At 60.3% G+C, this 17,183-nt stretch carries 12 protein-coding genes; 4 read left to right on the top strand and 8 right to left on the bottom strand.

The window, feature by feature from the left end; all coding sequences use genetic code 11:
* The 3 genes from ONB52_04635 to ONB52_04625 all read right to left on the bottom strand — a co-directional run.
* A partial coding sequence (locus tag ONB52_04635; GenBank protein MDZ7415432.1) for a hypothetical protein occupies nt 1-3,138 on the bottom strand: 3,138 nt, incomplete at its 3' end.
* A gap of 306 nt (nt 3,139-3,444) precedes the next feature.
* Nucleotides 3,445-6,321 (bottom strand): Ig-like domain-containing protein, encoded by a 2,877-nt coding sequence (locus ONB52_04630; protein ID MDZ7415431.1) that lies wholly within the window; start codon nt 6,319-6,321, stop codon nt 3,445-3,447.
* Nucleotides 6,322-6,778: 457 nt separating this feature from the next.
* A complete protein-coding gene (locus ONB52_04625) occupies nt 6,779-7,573 on the bottom strand; it encodes a hypothetical protein (GenBank protein MDZ7415430.1) in 795 nt (264 codons plus the stop codon).
* 571 nt (nt 7,574-8,144) lie between these two features.
* Between ONB52_04625 and ONB52_04620 the strand changes: the two genes are divergently transcribed.
* From ONB52_04620 to ONB52_04605, 4 genes are all read left to right on the top strand, one after another.
* Nucleotides 8,145-8,849 carry a GNAT family N-acetyltransferase gene (locus tag ONB52_04620; GenBank protein MDZ7415429.1) on the top strand — a complete coding sequence of 235 codons (705 nt, stop codon included), beginning with the start codon at nt 8,145-8,147 and terminating at the stop codon, nt 8,847-8,849.
* Nucleotides 8,846-9,688 carry a lysophospholipase gene (locus ONB52_04615; protein MDZ7415428.1) on the top strand — a complete coding sequence of 281 codons (843 nt, stop codon included), beginning with the start codon at nt 8,846-8,848 and terminating at the stop codon, nt 9,686-9,688. The genes ONB52_04620 and ONB52_04615 overlap by 4 nt, the downstream gene beginning before the upstream one ends.
* Before the next feature lie 116 nt (nt 9,689-9,804).
* Nucleotides 9,805-10,176 carry a DUF2784 domain-containing protein gene (locus ONB52_04610; GenBank protein MDZ7415427.1) on the top strand — a complete coding sequence of 124 codons (372 nt, stop codon included), beginning with the start codon at nt 9,805-9,807 and terminating at the stop codon, nt 10,174-10,176.
* Between the two features lie 46 nt (nt 10,177-10,222).
* Nucleotides 10,223-10,552, top strand: coding sequence for a hypothetical protein (locus ONB52_04605; protein ID MDZ7415426.1), 330 nt, complete (start codon nt 10,223-10,225; stop codon nt 10,550-10,552).
* A 480-nt stretch (nt 10,553-11,032) separates the two neighbouring features.
* Here ONB52_04605 and wecB read toward each other — a convergent pair whose 3' ends face one another.
* The 5 genes from wecB to ONB52_04580 all read right to left on the bottom strand — a co-directional run bounded on the left by wecB (nt 11,033) and on the right by ONB52_04580 (nt 17,176).
* The gene (gene wecB / locus ONB52_04600) at nt 11,033-12,127 is read right to left on the bottom strand and encodes a UDP-N-acetylglucosamine 2-epimerase (non-hydrolyzing) (GenBank protein ID MDZ7415425.1); all 1,095 of its coding nucleotides are present in this window, start codon (nt 12,125-12,127) and stop codon (nt 11,033-11,035) included.
* 346 nt (nt 12,128-12,473) lie between these two features.
* The gene (locus tag ONB52_04595; GenBank protein ID MDZ7415424.1) at nt 12,474-14,189 is read right to left on the bottom strand and encodes an acyl--CoA ligase; all 1,716 of its coding nucleotides are present in this window, start codon (nt 14,187-14,189) and stop codon (nt 12,474-12,476) included.
* Nucleotides 14,190-14,364: 175 nt separating this feature from the next.
* Nucleotides 14,365-15,087, bottom strand: coding sequence for an AAA family ATPase (locus tag ONB52_04590; GenBank protein MDZ7415423.1), 723 nt, complete (start codon nt 15,085-15,087; stop codon nt 14,365-14,367).
* Nucleotides 15,088-15,696: 609 nt separating this feature from the next.
* Nucleotides 15,697-16,935 carry a lactate racemase domain-containing protein gene (locus ONB52_04585; protein ID MDZ7415422.1) on the bottom strand — a complete coding sequence of 413 codons (1,239 nt, stop codon included), beginning with the start codon at nt 16,933-16,935 and terminating at the stop codon, nt 15,697-15,699.
* Nucleotides 16,928-17,176, bottom strand: a complete 249-nt coding sequence (locus ONB52_04580; GenBank protein ID MDZ7415421.1) for an acyl carrier protein — start codon at nt 17,174-17,176, stop codon at nt 16,928-16,930. Before ONB52_04580 ends, ONB52_04585 begins: the two co-directional genes overlap by 8 nt.
* Between the last annotated feature and the right edge of the window lie 7 nt (nt 17,177-17,183).

Below are 17,183 nucleotides of genomic sequence, written 5' to 3'. Positions count from 1 at the left end.
GCCCTCGGCAACCGCATCATCCACCGCGCTCACCGTCACCGTCTGCGGCGTCAGCGCATTCGCCGGCGTGAAAGTGAGCGCCGCCATCGGCTGCAACTGGCTGCCGGTGGCAAAAGAAATCGTGACATCGTCCGTCGGCACCGTGTTGAGCACCACCGTGTAGCTGTCCGTCGCGCCGCCCTCGGTCACATCCGTGCTCCCGCCCGACTCGGTGATGGTGACGCCTGGCGGTGTTGCCGGCTCTGCCACCTGAAAATCGCTGAAGCTCGTCATCCCTGTTGCCTGCGTGCTGGTTGCGGTGCGCGTGCCGACCGTGGGATAACTCCAATTCGGGGCGTCGAACTTGCCCACAATCAGGTTGTTGGTGTTAACCCCGGCGTCAAGATCACTGCCGGCAAAGTTGAAGGTCGCATCGAAGCTGGTGAAGCTGAGACTGCCGTCCGGCGTCAAGGTCCACCTGCGATTGACGCTTTTGCCGGCATCCAGCGTCGAGGAGCCAATGTTGGGATGATCGCCCGCCTGGGTGCTCGCGGTCACGTTTCCGGCTGTGCTGATGGCGGCAAAGGTCAAATCGACCGGCGTATAATTGCCCGCATCGCCGATTTCAAAAGTCTGTGTGCCGGCGGCGGCAAAATACTTCTGCAAATTTCCGACAATGTGGCCGCTACTGCGCGCGACGCTGCCGCCGCTGGTGATGATCATTTTGTTCGTGCCCGTGGTCACGTTGCCGGCCAACAACGTCAGTGTGTTGCCGACCGTTTCATCGGTGAGCAGCGTGACGCCACTGGCATTATTGATGGTCAGATTGTAAAACGTCGAGCCGGACATGGTTTGCGGGCTGGCGCCATCCGTGGTCACCGTGCCGGTGCCCGGCGTGAATGTGCCGTTGTTGGTCCAATTGCCGGCGAGATTGATATTGAAATTGTTGGCATTCAGCGCGCCGGCATTGATGGTGAGATTGCCGTCGACGTCGAGCGCATTCACCAATTGTGCCGTGGCATTGGCGCTGTTGACGGTGAAATGGAAAAGCGGCACCGCGCTGTTGATTTCGATCGTCTGCGCCGCCGGCGTCGCGGCGTTGCCGATGCGAAAAGTGCCGCCCGTGATGCTTTTGGCACCCGAACCGCTTGCGATGACCAGCTCGCCGCCGCTGGCGCTGCCATTGGCGCGCTCCAGCGTCACCGTGCCGCCGGTCATGGTGAATTTTCCCGTCGCACCCAGGTTGAAATTGGGATCGGAACTGCTGTTGTTGCCGACCGTGGTCACCACCATTTCGCCGCCGGTAATCGTCAGGCCGTTGCCCGAGCTTGAACTGACGACGCGCAGGCGTCCCGCCAAATTCAAAACGCCGCCGTTGAGGGTCGCCTCCGAAGTCGCGGCATTCATCGTCAACTCGTTGCCGGCGCTGCTGCCGATCGTCATCGTGCCATTGTCGATGATCAGTTTGCCGTCCAAATCCAGCGAGCCGGAGCTGCCCCAATTCGAGGTTGCGCCGGCATGATTGAGATGAAAGCCGGCGCCGGTCGGAATCGTCTCCGAGCCGCTGAAGGGCGTGATCGTGGCCGCGCTGGAGAGCTTGAACGTGCCCTGCGTCAGGGTCAGCCCGTTCGCCGCCATGGTGACCGGCATGAGCACATCGAGAATACTCGCGCTCGTGCCCAGGTTGAGTGTGATCGTGTTGAAGGCCGTGCTGGCCGCGCTGCCGCTCACGGTTTGGGTGCCGCTGCCGGCAAACGTCACATTGCCGCCATTGTGGTTGAACGTGCCGTTGTTGATGAAATCGCCGCCGAGCGTGAGAATGCCGCTGGTGGCAATCAGCGTGCTGCCGGCATCAATGGTGAGCGAGCCGTTGGCGGTGCGATTGTCGGAAAACAAATTCAGCGTCGTGCTGTTCGAAAGCTGGACATGGTGAGGCACGCCGGCGCCGCTCGCGGCATTGGCGGTCCACTCCGCCGAGGCATTGTAGCTGCCGCCGGTGTTGTACAACAAAGTCGAGGCGCTGCCATAGCTCGGCGCGTTCGTATTCACAAACCCGCCGGTGTTGATGCGCAGCGTGCCGTTGACCGTCGCGGCGGTGCCGAAGTTCACGCCGCTGGCAATCACCACCGTGTTGAAGGCGATGGTTCCCGCCACCGTGCCGGTGCCGGCAAAAGCAACCGTGCCGGTGCCGGCGTTGAACGTGCCGTTGTTGGTCAGCAGGGCGTTGTTGGCGAGATTCAAGGTGTTCGAACTGCCGTTGAACGTGCCCCCGGCAATCACGGTGAGATGCTTCGCGTCGCCGCCGGCATCGAGTGTCACAGTGTGGCCGTTTTGAATGAAGACATTGGAATTGTTGTGGGGTGCCACGCCGCCGGTCCAGGTGGAACCATTGCTGTAGTTGCCGGTCGTCACGCTCGCCACCGGATAGGTGTCCTCATGGCCGGAAAAATCCGGGGCGATGTTGTCGACGAGCGGGAAGCCGAAGTAATGGGTGAAATCCTTGTCGTAACCGTCCGGCCCGTTGCTTTGCGGCGTGAGAAAGAAAGTGCTCTCGACAAAGGCCTGCTCGTTGATCATCGCGCCGCAGACGTAGAGCTGCGCGGGATTGCCAAGATTGGCGCGCGGAATCTTGAATTCCACGAAGGTGCCGCTTTGGAACGCCTGCACGCCGCTGTTGTTGCCGCCCACCCAACTGCTGCCGTTCCAGCTCATCAAATCGGTAAAGGTGTTGTCGGCCTTCCAGCGAAAATGATAATCGGCATTGAACGGCAGCCCGGGATGCTGCGTGTTGTAATTCTGGCCGAGGGAGGCACCGTTGCCCGAGAGCGGGTTTTGGCGGGGATCGGCATCGAGATAAAGCAGGACGAACTTGGTCGCACTGCCGGAGGCAACATCCGGCGCATTCAGGCCAAAATAGAAGCTGGTCGCATCCCAGGTGAAATACCAGGTGCTGCCGCTGGTGCCGGGCACGTCCTCATTGGCGGCAAAATCATTATTGCCGTCAATGGTGATGGTGTGCGGGCTGCCGGCCAGTGCCTGCGCCACCGGCCACAGCACACTCACCAGTCCCACCATCATCATATCGGCCAATATTCGCAGTAGACACCGGGCATTGCCGGCTGTTGCCACCTCATCCAGCCATCGCATCAATGCGTTCATTGTGCACCTCTTGGATTGCAGTTCACCGCCTTCCAACAGGCACCTGCGCAGGGCAACAGCGGTGCCTGGTCGCAACTTACATGAGAAACACCGGCCCAAACGACCCTCCACGGAGAAGACGTTCTCCGCGAAGAGTGAGCGCGAATGGTTGAGGGAAATGAGAATCGATTGTCGAAAAGGGAGGTTGTATTACAGCCCGAGGGACGGCACCATACCCCGCACAGCCGGCGGGCTTTCGCCAGCCAGCCCGCTGGTTCGGCAGGATGGCCGCAAAAGCCCGCTCTTCATTACCCGGCCTGACCGGCCTTATTTTTCCAACAGCATCTTGCGCACCGCCACAAAATCACCGGAGCGGATTTGATAGAAATAAACGCCACTGGGCAGTGCCTGGCCGCTGGCAGTGCGCGCCTGCCACGGGATCGTATGCTGGCCGGGCCGGACGTAACCGTCGAACAGCGTCTGCACCAACTGCCCTTGCAGGTTGAACACACGCAGCGTCACCGGCGCTGTCCAGCCTGCCGGCACTTCGAAGACGATGCGGGTCGCAGGATTGAACGGGTTCGGGTAGTTCTGCCGCAAGATGAAAGCGGTGGGCACCGAACCTTCCTGCCGGCGGCCGGTGGCGACACCGGTGGCCGAGTCATCCACACGAAAATCCGTGATCAGAAAATCCGCGCTGCTGCCGGCGGAGCCAAAAGCCGCCACGGTGTAATCATTCTCGCCCGGCCGGAGATACTCTTCCAGGTCGATGGTGCGCGGCCCGTGGAACGGCATGAAGTAGGTGTTGCCTGCGCGCACGAAGCCCTCCGCCCGCGCAATCAGCTTGATGTCGTGCTGGTTGATTCGCATTTCGATGCGCTCCAGGCCGTGGTTGTTGACGAACAGATAGCGATCGATCGGCGGCAGGCTGAAGGACACCGGGGCCTGCTCCGGATTCAGGCTGAGATAGATCGGATCACACACGATTTCGCAGCCCGCCATGTTGGTGATCTTCAACATGAATCCCGAACGGCCCTGCGGCTGGGTGCGTTCGCTGCGGAAGCGCACCCGCCTGGCACCGGGCGCAAACGGTTCAATGATCACCACGCGATTGACTTCATTGAACGGTTCGATGCGAAGGATGCCGCTTTCCTCGTCGATGGCTTCGCCGGTGATCAGCGGCAGTCTGCTGAAATCGAACGTGCACTGCGGCGCGCTGGTGTCGGCAAAAACCACGACCCGGTCGGTGCACACGGTCTCGCATCCCGCGCTGTCGCGCTGCGTGCAGGTTGCGATGATGGTGTTGTAGCCCGGATTCAGGTTCACCGTGGCGCCGAAGGCGCCGCCGCCCACCGTCACCGGCGTGCCGTTGATGTCACAGCTCGAGGTCACCGGCCCCAGGCCGCCGCCTGTCGCAAGCGTGCCGCTGACGTTGATCGTCGTGGCGCAGATGAAGCTGCTGTCCGCCGGCGTGTCGATTTGAAGCTGGCAGGTCAGCCGGCTGGCAAAAACATGAATCGAGTCGATCGCAACGCAGACCGTGCCGGTGGCATCGGTGAAAGTGCATGCCACCGTGATGGTGTTCCGGCCGGCAGTCAGTCTGGCCGTGCCGCAGGAGTCGGGCGTGACTTCGCCGTTGATCTTGCAGACTTTGGTCAGCGGCGCCAGACCACCGGCGGCCCCCGCCGAGAAGCACACGGTCACCGTGCTGTCACAGCTCACGAAACCGCTGGCGGGGCTGAGAATCTTCACCTGGCAAAGCAGCGGCTCCGTGGCTTCCGTCACGGTGAGCGAGAAGGTGGTGGAATCGGCAAGAGGAACGGGCGTGCCGTTGTCGCGCACCGCGATCACAATGTTGTTGTAAACCCCGGCATCCCTGAAGGAGGGCGCCAAACGCAGCAGCGCCGTGCCATCGAGCCTGTTGAACAGCACGCCGAAGGCCGGGAGATTGGCGGTGAAATAGACCAGGCTGTCCTGATCGGGATCGTTCGCCGACAAGATCAGCTCCAGCACACTGCCTTCGGACATCGTCTGATCCGCAACCGGCTGCAACACCGGCGCGCGATTGACATTATTCACGGTCAGGGTGAAGGCCTTGCGATCGGTGAGCGGCGGCGTGCCGTCATCGCTGGCGGTGACCTCCAGACGGTAGTCGCCGGCGTGGGTGAAATCAGGCGTGAAGATGATCGTGCCGCTGCCGTCATTGTTGTCGATGAAAGTGCCGAAAGCCGGCAGCCCATGGACCGCCAGCGTAATGTCATCGCCATCAGGATCGCTCGCCTTTATGCCCACCACCAGCGAATCGCCTTCCTTCATGGTTTGATCGGCAATCGGTTCCAGGCGGGGCGGATTCTCCACCTGCCGGACTGTCAGCGTGAAGGAGGTGCTCGCGGACAGCGGCGGCACGCCGTTGTCGGTGGCGGTCACCTGCAGACCGGGATAGATCCCATAATCATCGAAGCCGGGCGTGAAGCGAAACGTGCCGGTGCCGTCGCCATGATCGACGAACACGGCAAAGGCGGGCAGGGGGCCGGGCGTGAGGCTAATGGCATCACCGTCGGGATCCGTCGCGGCCACGGCCACGGCCAGCGTGTCCCCGGCATCCATGCTGGTATCCGGGATGGTGGTGGTGAATTGAGGCGGCCGGTTGGCGGAGGTCACCCGCACGCTGCCACTGGTGATCGACAGCAAGCCGAGCAGATTGCGTGTGAACGAGGTGGTGAGCACGGAAAACGCCAGATTCAGCGTGGTGCTGGAGTCCGGGGCGCCAATGACTCTGAAATTGACATGAATCAGGGTAAGCAGGCCGGGGGCATCGCCACCGGGCACAAAGGCATTCCACCCGAGTTTGCCACTCGCCACACCGGCGGTCTGCACATTTGGATTGTTCCACGGTGCCGGGGCGGGTGTGAACCCGGTGTACTCGAGAATATCCGGCCGCCAGGTGAGAGTGGCCTCATACGCCGCCAGGCGGACGTCATTGCCCTCCAGGGAGCGCGTATCCACCGTGATGGCCACGGAAATATTCTCGCCAGGTTGGGGAGTGGGATTGCTGGGCACGGAGGCGGCGGCAACACGCTCAGCCAGTACCGCTTCCTTGAGCTTCAATTGCGCGTGGGCCGGGCTGCTCACCAGCAGCAAAAGCGCGAGCAATCCGCCCAGCAGGGCCGCTTGCCGGAGCCAGGCTTGGCAGGAAGATGTCATGGTCTTCTCCCCGGTTGCAGGTTCTTGGTTGATGAGTCGCTTGCAGGAGGTGAAAGTTTTAGATTAGAGAGGTGATGGCCGAATCGTGCACAAGAATCGCTCTCCCCCTCCGGTGGGTCAAATCACGGCCTGCGAACCCGAGTCGCCGGGCGCCACACGCCTTCGCTCTCGAGCTGGCATGCCAACAAGAGGAGGCGAAAAATCAGACGACGTGCAGGTGATTGGCGGTTGAGGCGTGCAATGGGATTGTGACACAAAGCGAGTTCGCCCTCGCTACGAGAGTGGTGGCTGCGCCGCCGTGGCTGGCGATCAGCGGACAGGCCGCAATGCCGCGGTCGCAGGCTTCATCGCACCGGTTGGTGATCCGTGAACGGTTCACCAACCGTGACAAAAAGCCGGCGCATTTTACACTCGCTTTGTTTTCCGCCGGGACGCCGGCACCTTGCGGGTGTCGGGCTTACAACATCACATCGAGATAAAGCCCGACAACATTGTCCAGCAGCAAATCGTCGAGCGGCACGCGAAAATACGCGCCCGGCGAAAATTTCTCGAAAACCAGCTTGGCGCGCACCGCCGCCTGATTGATCACGCTGTCATTGAAACTGCCGCCCGAAGAAAGCCACCCGCGGCCGGTGAACGAAGCACCCAGATAAAGCGGTTGAAAGTCGAACCAGCCCTCCGCGCCATAAAGCAAATGCAACTCGCCGTCGTTTTCGCGCAGTTTGTTGAACACCGTCTGGAAAAACTGGTTCTGGCCGCGTTCGGTTTTGATGTTGAACGAGACCCCGCCGTAGGGATGCAGGCTGAACTTGCTGATCGACAGCTTGGTTCTGATCCTGCCGGTCAGCGGAATCAAATCCGGAATGAAAGCTTCCTGCCGGTCAAAATCGGCGATCGACCCGACGAAAGCCGCAAAATCATTTTTCGTCACCGGCAGCCGCAGCATCACCTCGAGGGCATGATTCCGCCCGCCAAAGTGCAGCCCAAAGCCGGGATTGCCCAGCGTTTCGTCACTGGTTGGCACGCCGGCATTTTCCAGTTTGCCGAACGCAAAAGGAAGCTGGCCGACGAAACTCACACCGTCTTTGATCACCGGCAGCGTGACCGTGACGAACCATGCCGAAGTAAAGGTGGAAGGCTCCGCATTGCCAAACTTGAACTGCGGCCGCATGGCTTCAACTTTGATCGTTTGCGCCGGCAGCAGCAGCGGGAGCCACAACAGGAGTGTGCCAATGCCCGCAAATTTCTTCATGAATGCCCTCCGGAGGTCAGTGAAACCGGAAAGACTGTCGGGCCCGGCGGTTGGGAACCGACAGCCCCAAACCGGTGGGAGATTGGATTTGCCTCGCTTGTGGCAAGCACCCACCAGTGTAATGTTTTTGCGGTCATTGTCAAGTCATTTTCCCAAAGAGATGGCGCGTTGACGACAGCATGAGGCAGGTGGGAAATGATGAGGTGATGGACAATGTTGCCATCGCCGATCAGGCGGTGGCCCGGTCGCGAACAGCACCGGCAAAAGGTCGCAAGTCGTCATGGGATACTACGTTCCCCGCCCGCAAATGCGGAAGCACAGCCCGGCTTTTCCCGAGATTTTGCCGGATTGTTATTCCTCCGAACATCTCCCGGCCCGGCTGACCCGACGTTTTGCGCCAGCAGCCGGGCCGTCGCCGCGCCTCGCCCGGATCTTTCCCGGTCCCCGCTGTTCTGCAAATCCCGGCTCTCCAAGGTTGAAACGCTTTTGGACAAACACGAATTAGCACTTGTTTTTGGAGACGGGTTTCTTCAAGTTTGCCCGCAAACCCGAACCATCCGGAGGACTTCACATGTCGCTTCGTACTGATCGCTACATCACACAGACCCTGTCGCCAATGACCTTGCGGCCTGTCACCCTCCCGGGCCGCCACGTGTGCCTGGTGCCTCTGAGCCTGACGCATCTCGAGGATCTGTGCTCCGCCGGTTTGGATGAAAAGCTCTGGCGGTTCACCGTTTCGCCGGTGCGCAATCGTGACGACCTGCAAGCCTACATCACCACCGCCCTGCGGGAACAGGCGGCAGGCAGCGCGCTGCCCTTTGCCACCTGTCTCGCCGCCACCGGCCGGGCCATCGGCAGCACGCGCTTTGGCAACTTCGACCCGGCCAATCGCCGTGTCGAAATCGGCTGGACGTGGATTGCGCAGCCCTGGCAGCGGACAGCCATCAACACCGAAGCCAAATATCTCATGCTGCGCCACGCCTTCGAAACGCTGGGCTGCCTGCGGGTGGAATTCAAAACCGACCTGCTGAATGAGCGCTCGCGCCGAGCCATTTTGCGGCTGGGCGCGCAGGAGGAAGGGATTCTGCGCAACCACATGATTACCAGCGCGGGCCGGGTGCGGCACTCGGTGTACTACAGCATCATCGACAGCGAATGGCCGGCCGTCAAACGCAATCTCGAGGAGAAGCTGGCACGCCGCGACAATGGCGCAGCGGGCATACCGCCGGAGGGCACAAGGTCCGGGTTTTCCATCAGGCAGGGAGAGAATGCATGAAGCACGAAACCGGCGCTTTTGACGGCCGCAAGCAGCAAGGGTTGTTTTATCAATGCTGGCTGCCCGGGGGAGGGGCGCGTGCCGTGTTGGTCGTCGTTCACGGCCTGGCCGAGCACAGCGGCCGCTATTTGAATCTGGTTGATTACTTCGTGCCGCGCGGCCTGGCAGTGTATGCCTTTGACCAGCAAGGCCACGGCCGCTCACCCGGCCGGCGCGCACACATTGCGAGCTTCGGCGATTTTGTCGATGATTTGGAAATTTTTTGCGGGAGGGTTCGGCGGCTCCAGCCTGGTCTCCCCTGCCTGCTGGTTGGCCACAGCATGGGCGGCACCATTGCCCTGGCCTATGCCGTGAGCGGCCGCTGCCGCTGTGAGGGCTTGATCCTCTCGGCCCCGGGCCTCAAGAGCAATGCCAATGTGCCGCCGCTGCTCATGGCCCTCAGCAGCCTGCTCTCACGCTGCACGCCCACCTTGCGCGCCGTGCAGCTCGAGGCCGCGGCCATCAGCCGTGACCCGCAGGTGGTGGCAGCCTATGAAAACGATCCCCTGGTTTTTCACGGCAAAATCACCGCGCGTCTCGGGCGCGAACTGCTCGATATCATGACAATCCTGGAACAAGACTGCGCAAAGCTCGCGCTGCCGCTGCTCATTCTGCACGGTACGGCCGATCGCTTGACCGACCCCGCCGGCAGTCAAAACCTGCTGGCACGGGCGGCCGCGGCCGACAAAACCCTAAAACTCTATCCAGGATTCTATCACGAGCTGTTCAATGAGCCCGGCAAGGAAACCGTGTTTGCGGATATGGCAGAGTGGCTGGAGCAACGCATTCCCGCAGCTTGAACGGTGACCGTTGGCAAACCCTCCCGGACGTGCGCATTCTCCTGCACAAAGCACGGACTGTCGGGTTGGTGCACGCCCAACGGGCCGGACGGGCGATTTTTCGATTGGGATGAACCATGTGGTATCGCGCGCTGGCAGATGCAGTAGTGGTGCTGCATCTGCTCTTCATCCTGTTTGTCCTGTTCGGCGGTCTGCTGGTGTGGCGCTGGCCGCGTTGCGCCCAGCTGCATTTACCGGCAATGCTGTGGGGTGCCGCGATCGAGTTCACCAACGGCACATGCCCGCTCACACCGCTGGAAAACTGGCTGCGTCAACGGGGCGCGGCCACCGGCTACCACACCAGCTTCATCGAACACTATTTGATCCCGCTCATCTATCCCGCCACCCTCACGCCGCGCATGCAATTTTTTGGGGGGATGTTGGTGTTGCTCAGCAATGCCGTCATTTATTTTCTCCTGCTGCGCCGCCGGCGCCGGACAAGAATTTGAATGCTGCTTGAAGCCGGCTCGCAGTCCGCGCCCCGGAGAGAGCTATTTGACACAGCCGCCCGCTTTTTCTCCCGTGAAAATCGAAATGATCCTCGGTGCCACGCTCATCGGCGCGGCCAGACCGCAAGACGGTATGTGGCTGCAACCGAATTGGGGGCACGCTGCTCACCTTACATTCACGCTGCGTTTTATCCCGGAATTTTGCAGGCAGATTGATCCCCTGCGCGAGGAACGCCGATTTGATCGCGACGCCCAACCACCAACGGGGTGGTGCATAAAAAATTTTGCAGGCCAACGTGCGGTCAACTACGGCAGGAGGCGCAGCGATAAACAGTTTGCCCCGCTGGAGCTGTTTCCTGGGGCTGCCTTGAGATGAGAAGGAGAACACCCGGCGGTTCCGCTCGCGAGGCCCAGTTCATGGCAAGGCAGAGCTTCAACCCTCGATGTCAAGATCAAGCCCAAAATCCTGCCCCGAAAACAGAACTCCCACGAAAAAACCATTTCGTGGGAGCGCATTCTCGTGGGAGGAAAAAGATGACGCCTGCGCCAAATGGGCGAATTTCGCAGTCCGGGCCGCTCTATATTCGAAAAAAGCCTTGCCCGACTTCGAACGGAATAGCCGGCGGAGTTTTGTGAACACGCCATTTCCTCCGGAAAACAGCAAGCCAGCGTGCAAAATTCGAGTATTTTCCGAAGAGCCCCCTCCGGCTTTGTTCCGCACTAGCGAATTGGTGACTGCCGTTTCTGCAGCGGCCCGATCCGGGGCTTTCAGATCCCGAATTACCCAAATTCGACGGTTGCACGGTTTGGCTGATTTTTGATATGAATGGGGGGCTGCTGCTCCGGTCGAACCCGATCAAGACTCGCGCAGCACCCGCACGATCCGCTCTGCCGCCCGCCCATCCCAAAGCTCGGGTTGCTTGCCCTGCTTGCCGCGGCCCGCCAAAATCTTGTAGCTCTCCTCCAAAATGCGTTCGCGCGACATGCCGATGACGAGATTGGTGCCTTCGCTCACGGTCACCGGCCGTTCGGTGTTCTCACGCACCGTCAGGCAGGGTACGCCCAGCACCGTGGTTTCCTCCTGAATGCCGCCACTGTCAGTCAGCACCAGCCGGGCATGCGCCATCAGCTTCAAGAAATCGAGATAGCCGAGCGGATCGGTGAGAATCAGATTGCTGGCCGCAGCCAGCCGCTCCTCCAGTCCGAACAGTTTCATCTGCTTGCGCGTGCGCGGATGAACTGGAAAAACCAGCGGCAGATCGCGCTGCAACGCAAACAGGGCCTGCAGGATGTTTTCGAGATTCTCGCGGACATCGACGTTGCTCGGCCGGTGCAGCGTGATCAGGCCGTAACGCCCGGCTTCCAGCTTCAACTCGGCGAGAATGGCGGAGCGTTCGGCGTGCGCGCGGTGCTTCAGCAGCGAATCGATCATGACATTGCCGACCAAATGAATTTTTTCCGCGGCAATGCCCTCCCGCAGCAGGTTTTCCCGGGCGGCGCGTTCGGTGAGAAAGAGATAGTCGGAGATTTGATCGGTGAGAATGCGGTTGATTTCCTCCGGCATGCTGCGGTCGAAGGAGCGCAAGCCGGCCTCGACGTGGGCGAGCCGCACGCCCATTTTCACCGCCACCAGCCCGCAGGCAATGGTGGAGTTGACGTCGCCGACGACGAGCACGATGTCCGGCTTGTTCGCGCGCACAACCTTTTCAAACTCGATCATCACTTTGCCGGTTTGTTCGCCGTGGCCGCCGGAACCGACACCGAGATAGACGTCGGGCTTGGGCAAACCGAGATCCTGAAAGAACAGCTTCGACATTTTTTCGTCGTAATGCTGGCCGGTGTGTACCAGGCTGGCCGCAATATCGGCGTGTTTGCGCATCTCCTCGATGAGCGGCGCGATCTTCATGAAATTCGGCCGTGCGCCGACGACATTACAAATCTTCAACGGCATTTAATCTCCTGATTGAATACAGATCAACACAAAAAACGGAGTGCACTGAGACGACCGGGTGCTCACCACGGCGCCGCCGGGCATGTCCGGCGTTTGTGTCTGCTGCCCAGCGGCAATGGGGGCGGTGCCGTGACTGGCATCAGGCGTTTGGTGGAAGTGTCATGCCGGGGGGAATCTTGTCAAAAAACCCGGAGTGCGACCCGTGTTTGCACACGGGTCTTTCTGGCGGACAGCGGGGAGGCCTGCCTTCTTCCTGGTTGCGCAGTCCCAACCACCTTGCAACCTTTTCCCCCTGGCACGCCACACCTGAAAACCAGGAAGGTGGGAGGACATCTTCTTGTATCCCTCATGTTCCGCAGCCATGTCTTGCGCGCAGCTCTTCCTTCATAATCTTCCCCGACTCATTTTTCGGCAATTTTTGCTCGATGATGACCTGCCGCGGCACCTTGAATTCCGGCAGACGCTCACGACAGAACGCGACGATCTCCTGCTGCAATTCCTCCACCCTGCCGTTCACTACCTCGGGTTTGAGTGTGACATAGGCACAAATGGCTTCGCCGAGGTATTGATCCGGCACGCCGATCACCGCCGCCTCGAGAATCTTCGCGTGTTCAAGGATGACTTCCTCAATCTCCTTGGCGCTCACGCGATTGGCGCCGGACTTGATCATGTCACGCTTGCGGCCGACGACATACAAAAATCCCTCTTCATCCATGCGGCCGAGATCACCGGTGTGGAAGCCATGTTGCGTCAGTGCGGCACGGGTTTCCTCGGGTTGATTCCAGTAGCCCAGCATAATATTCGCGCCCCGGGCCACGATTTCGCCGGTTTCGCCCGGTGCCGCTTCCTCGCCATTCTCCTTGATCACACGCAACTCCACGTTGGGAATGGCCTTGCCGATGCTGCCCACCTTGCGCGGCAGATCCTCCGGTGCCAGATAGCTGAGCCGCGCCGCGGCCTCGGTCGCGCCATACATGATGAAAATCTTCTTGCCGGCAAAAACTTCCATCACTTCCCGGATCAGGTTCGGAGCCATGGCGCCGCCGGCCTGCGTGAGATAGCGCAACGCCGGGAATTCCATCTTGCGCACCGCGGATTTGCCGAGCAGGATGGCGTAGGTGGAGGGCACACCCGCGAACCCGGTGGCATGCTGCTCCTGCATGGTCTTGAGCACAAGATTCGGAAAGACGAAGCGATTGTCGATCAACACCGAGCCGCCAACCGCCACGTGGGTATTGAGCAGTGACTTGCCGTAAACATAGGGGAACGGCAGCACCACCATGATGCGGTCATTCGCGGTCAAACCCAGGTAGCTCACGATGCTGCGCGTGTTGCTGACCAGATTCAAATGGCTGAGCATCGCACCGCGCGGGTTGCCGGTGCTGCCCGAGGTGTAAATGATCGCGGCGAGATCAAGATCGATCATGGTCTGGTGGAGGCGATGCTCGGAAAACTCCGCCACGTCGCGTTTGTGCAGCACGTTCGCAGGCCAGTCGAGCTGCGGGGTAAAATTGTCGGTGAGGATGAGGCCCCGCAATGCCGGCAAGTGCTCCTGCAGGCCTTCCAGCAGCGACACGAATTTGCTCTGTGTGATCAGAACCTTCACCCCGCAATCGTGCAGCACGAACGCCAGGGTGCGCGCAGTGGTGGTGGTGAAGACGGCGACCGCGGCCGCACCGGCCTTGAGGATGCCGTAGTAGGCGCAGATATAGGCACTGGAGTTTTCCACCAGCAGTCCCACCCGATCGCCCCGCTTCACGCCCAGCGAGCGCAACGCCCGGCTGTATCGATTGGCGAGCTTGTCGGCTTGGCCGTAGCTCATGGTTTTGCCATCGTGCAGGCACAAAATGGCTTCCGGTGCCCGGTCCGCCTGGGTTTCGAGAAAATGATGCAGGAGATAAGTTTTCATTTCCGCCAGACCATTCTTGAGTTTGCCGCGATGATTGTCGCGCGCTGTCAGCGCTCTCAGGCGATAAACATAGAGGCCAGCGCGGGAATTTGCGGAAGATCGCAGGCGGGGATCACCCGGCGGCGGTCGGTCAAAGGACGGTGGGAACGGCATCACGCGGCTGCCGGCTGTGCTGAGCCGTCTGCCGGGAAAACAGGCCATCAGGCCTGTGATGGCGAAGGAAAAGGCCGGGGATTCAACCCCGAAAACCGCGAGACGGCTGCGAGCCCGGAGGATCATCCTTGCACCTGGCATGGCCCACGGCCTCCCGAACTCGTTTTGGAGACGGTCATTCTGCAGGAACCTTTTTCCGATACAACGGCGAACACCGTTTGGAAAAGAGGCGTCGAGCATGCCCGGTTACTTGTGCAAGCATCAACATGCCAGCCGTGCGCTTTCTCAAATGCCGGGCAGACGATGCACCGGCACACACCAAATTTTGTTTCCGGCATCGAGTGCTTCGATTTGCGCACCGCGGGTCACCACGAGGCCGCCGCGCCAGTCTGCTTACGGCGGGCTCTTTTTGTGCCTCATCCAAAATCGCGTCGCCCAGACTTTTGCCCCACGACATGGCACGCAGGCCTCGCACAAACTCGCGATTTTCCAACGCCTCAAAGTTGAGGTAGCGCAGTTCGGGGTAGACTTGTCGCGCCAGTGTGGTTTTGCCTGTTTGCCGTGCGCCGGTCAGCACGACCAGTCGTTTTGAAGCAGGTTTGGGCAAACGCCGGGATAGCCAGCGAACTTTGTGTGAATTTTGCTTCATCATGATCAATTTGCCTGCAATTTTGACCTCGGAATGGCCAAATTCATGGGCAAATTGATCAAAAGTAAAGTGTCGATCCCATGTGGTTAGTACCACAACGTCAAGTTCTAAAATCCGCTCCGCAACCCAAAACTGCCATTGCAGAGGAATTTGCCATGCCCGTATGGACACCCATCGGTATGAAAATGTCGCGCAGACATCTTGTCGGCAGCAGGCTGGAAGCCTGCGCTGCGGCATTTTCGTGGTCATCTTCCCGAGTACCGCGATTGATGGTTATTCTGACATTATCCCAAGCACTCAAGAAGATGCTTGCAGAATGATATTGGGGGGGGTGGAGGTGCCAACTTAACGTTGTACTATTCGCTCGCAAGCGGAAAGGCCGCTCGCTGGCATCCGCCCGGGAGTTGAAACTCAGGGGGAAACTTTGAAACCGGCTTCACCCACTTCTTGCAAGGAGATGAAGAGCCCAATGCCCATCAGGTATGCTCGTAAACCTCCACCGGACTTTCTGCACGACGCGCTGGTGGCTGGTCGAGCTTTTCGCGTGACCTTTCCGGCATTTGCGGGAAAACATTTCCAAACTGCTGCGCCATGCAAATGATCGCCAACGTTTTTTCACACTCCTCATGAGTGACCTTTGTCCGGTGGTGGCAAGTCCGCAGCGGAATGATTCGCAGAAATGATCTTGCGCGAGGTCGAAACGAACGAATCTCTTCCCCGGGTCTGTCATCGCGCCCTGGTGCCGGCTTGCGGCTTTTCTGAGAGACGGGGCGAAACCAGAATGCCAGGAATCGGTTCCTGCCTTCGGTCCGCGGACGCGTGCGAAGGGCTTTGCAGGTGGGGTTTCCGGAATTGTTGTCAGCCTGAATTGCGGCCGTCAGCCGCAATCTGGATGCTGCTGCATGGCACCACCGCCATCTTGCCGCCCTGCGGATAACGTTGCTGCAAATACTCGCGCACCGCCGGCCACGTGCTGAAATGCGGATACCCTTCCCAATAGACCTGATGAAATTGTTCGGCCGTCACGCCCGGCATGAAAGCGGCAAGCTGGCGCTGCTGGAGAAAGCCTTTGGCCATGGGTTTGCGGTACAAGCGTTGATTCGGCCCGAACAGGCCGTGATGTCCCATGCCCAGGGAACAGGCACTGGTGAGCAGCAACAGGCCGTCGGCCTTGAGATAATCCCCGGGCGCGGTGTGATGATACATCAGGGCATTCTCGGCCTGCAGCAGTTCATCATCTTTGGGATAGGCGTTGAGGAGGGCAACATCGGCGCGCTCCGGCACCGGCGTCGCGTAGATTTTGCCCGCGAAAGCGGCGGCGGCGCGATGGGCAAGCTCAATATCGCCGGTAAAAATGCCGGCGATCTCACGACGGCTGTTGACCACGACTTGAATCGCGAATTGCACGCCGGCATGCCGGGCAACGCGCTCGAACTCGGCGCGGAAACGGTTGCCCTCGAGGGTGCCGGCCCGGCCGCGCAAGCCCATCATCACCGCCTTGTGCGTCCATTCAATGCTTTCGATGTTCGACAGGCCGGGCAGGACCATCTTGGCGCCCCCGCTGTACCCGGCGAACGCATGCGGCACCACGCTGCCGAGCAGAATCTTGAGATCCGCCGCCATGAATGCCGCATTGACCTTCACCGGCACATTGCCAACCTTGACACCCAGATCGTGGAGTTCGCCCTGGCAATCATGATTGATCACCCGGTGGCGGGCCACCACGCCGGCACCGAGTTTCTTGACCAGGTCATCATGCGAAAGGGCGGTATGCGAGCCCAGACTGATCACCAGCGTAATGTTTTCCTGCGCGATCCCGGCGCCGAGCAATTCTTCGAGGAAAAAGGGCAAAATCAGGGCGGCGGGGGTTGGGCGGCTGAGATCGTCAACGGCAATCGCCGCGGAGCGGCAGCCCGCCGCCAGCTCGCGCAACGGCGGACTGGCGATGGTGCGCCGGCAGGCTGCCAACAGCTCATCGGGCGGCAGCGCGGGCGCATCGTGCATCGCACACATTTCCACCTGCCAGCCGGCGGGCAAATCGAGGCTTTGGACGCCGTCACCGAACCAGGCGGCCCAGGGCAGGTGAATACTAGGCATGCAACCCCTGGCGTTTTTGCTGAATGAACCGCGTGATGGCGTCCACCGATTCGAAATTGTCCGGCATCATCTCCTCCTCATCGACGGCGATGTGAAATTGCTTTTCCAGAAAGCTGATGAGATCGAGCATCTTGAGCGAGTCAATGACGCCGGTGGCGAGCAGGCTGTCGCTGTCCTTGAATGTGACGCCCCTGGGGGCCTGCTTCTTCAAAAAATTGACAACTTCAGTGCGAATGTCCATGTGCAGC

This window comes from candidate division KSB1 bacterium, from assembly GCA_034506255.1.
Lineage (GTDB): Bacteria > Zhuqueibacterota > Zhuqueibacteria > Zhuqueibacterales > Zhuqueibacteraceae > Coneutiohabitans > Coneutiohabitans thermophilus.
This window is presented reverse-complemented; position numbering and strand designations above follow the sequence as displayed.

Excerpts from the sequence above, each read along its gene's own strand:
- ONB52_04620 (MDZ7415429.1), top strand. The coding sequence starts at position 8,145 with ATGTCGCTTCGTACTGATCGCTACATCACACAGACCCTGTCGCCAATG.
- ONB52_04590 (MDZ7415423.1), bottom strand. The coding sequence starts at position 15,087 with ATGACCACGAAAATGCCGCAGCGCAGGCTTCCAGCCTGCTGCCGACAA.
- ONB52_04610 (MDZ7415427.1), top strand. The coding sequence starts at position 9,805 with ATGTGGTATCGCGCGCTGGCAGATGCAGTAGTGGTGCTGCATCTGCTC.
- wecB (MDZ7415425.1), bottom strand. The coding sequence starts at position 12,127 with ATGCCGTTGAAGATTTGTAATGTCGTCGGCGCACGGCCGAATTTCATG.
- ONB52_04580 (MDZ7415421.1), bottom strand. The coding sequence starts at position 17,176 with ATGGACATTCGCACTGAAGTTGTCAATTTTTTGAAGAAGCAGGCCCCC.
- ONB52_04595 (MDZ7415424.1), bottom strand. The coding sequence starts at position 14,189 with ATGCCGTTCCCACCGTCCTTTGACCGACCGCCGCCGGGTGATCCCCGC.
- ONB52_04625 (MDZ7415430.1), bottom strand. The coding sequence starts at position 7,573 with ATGAAGAAATTTGCGGGCATTGGCACACTCCTGTTGTGGCTCCCGCTG.
- ONB52_04585 (MDZ7415422.1), bottom strand. The coding sequence starts at position 16,935 with ATGCCTAGTATTCACCTGCCCTGGGCCGCCTGGTTCGGTGACGGCGTC.
- ONB52_04630 (MDZ7415431.1), bottom strand. The coding sequence starts at position 6,321 with ATGACATCTTCCTGCCAAGCCTGGCTCCGGCAAGCGGCCCTGCTGGGC.
- ONB52_04615 (MDZ7415428.1), top strand. The coding sequence starts at position 8,846 with ATGAAGCACGAAACCGGCGCTTTTGACGGCCGCAAGCAGCAAGGGTTG.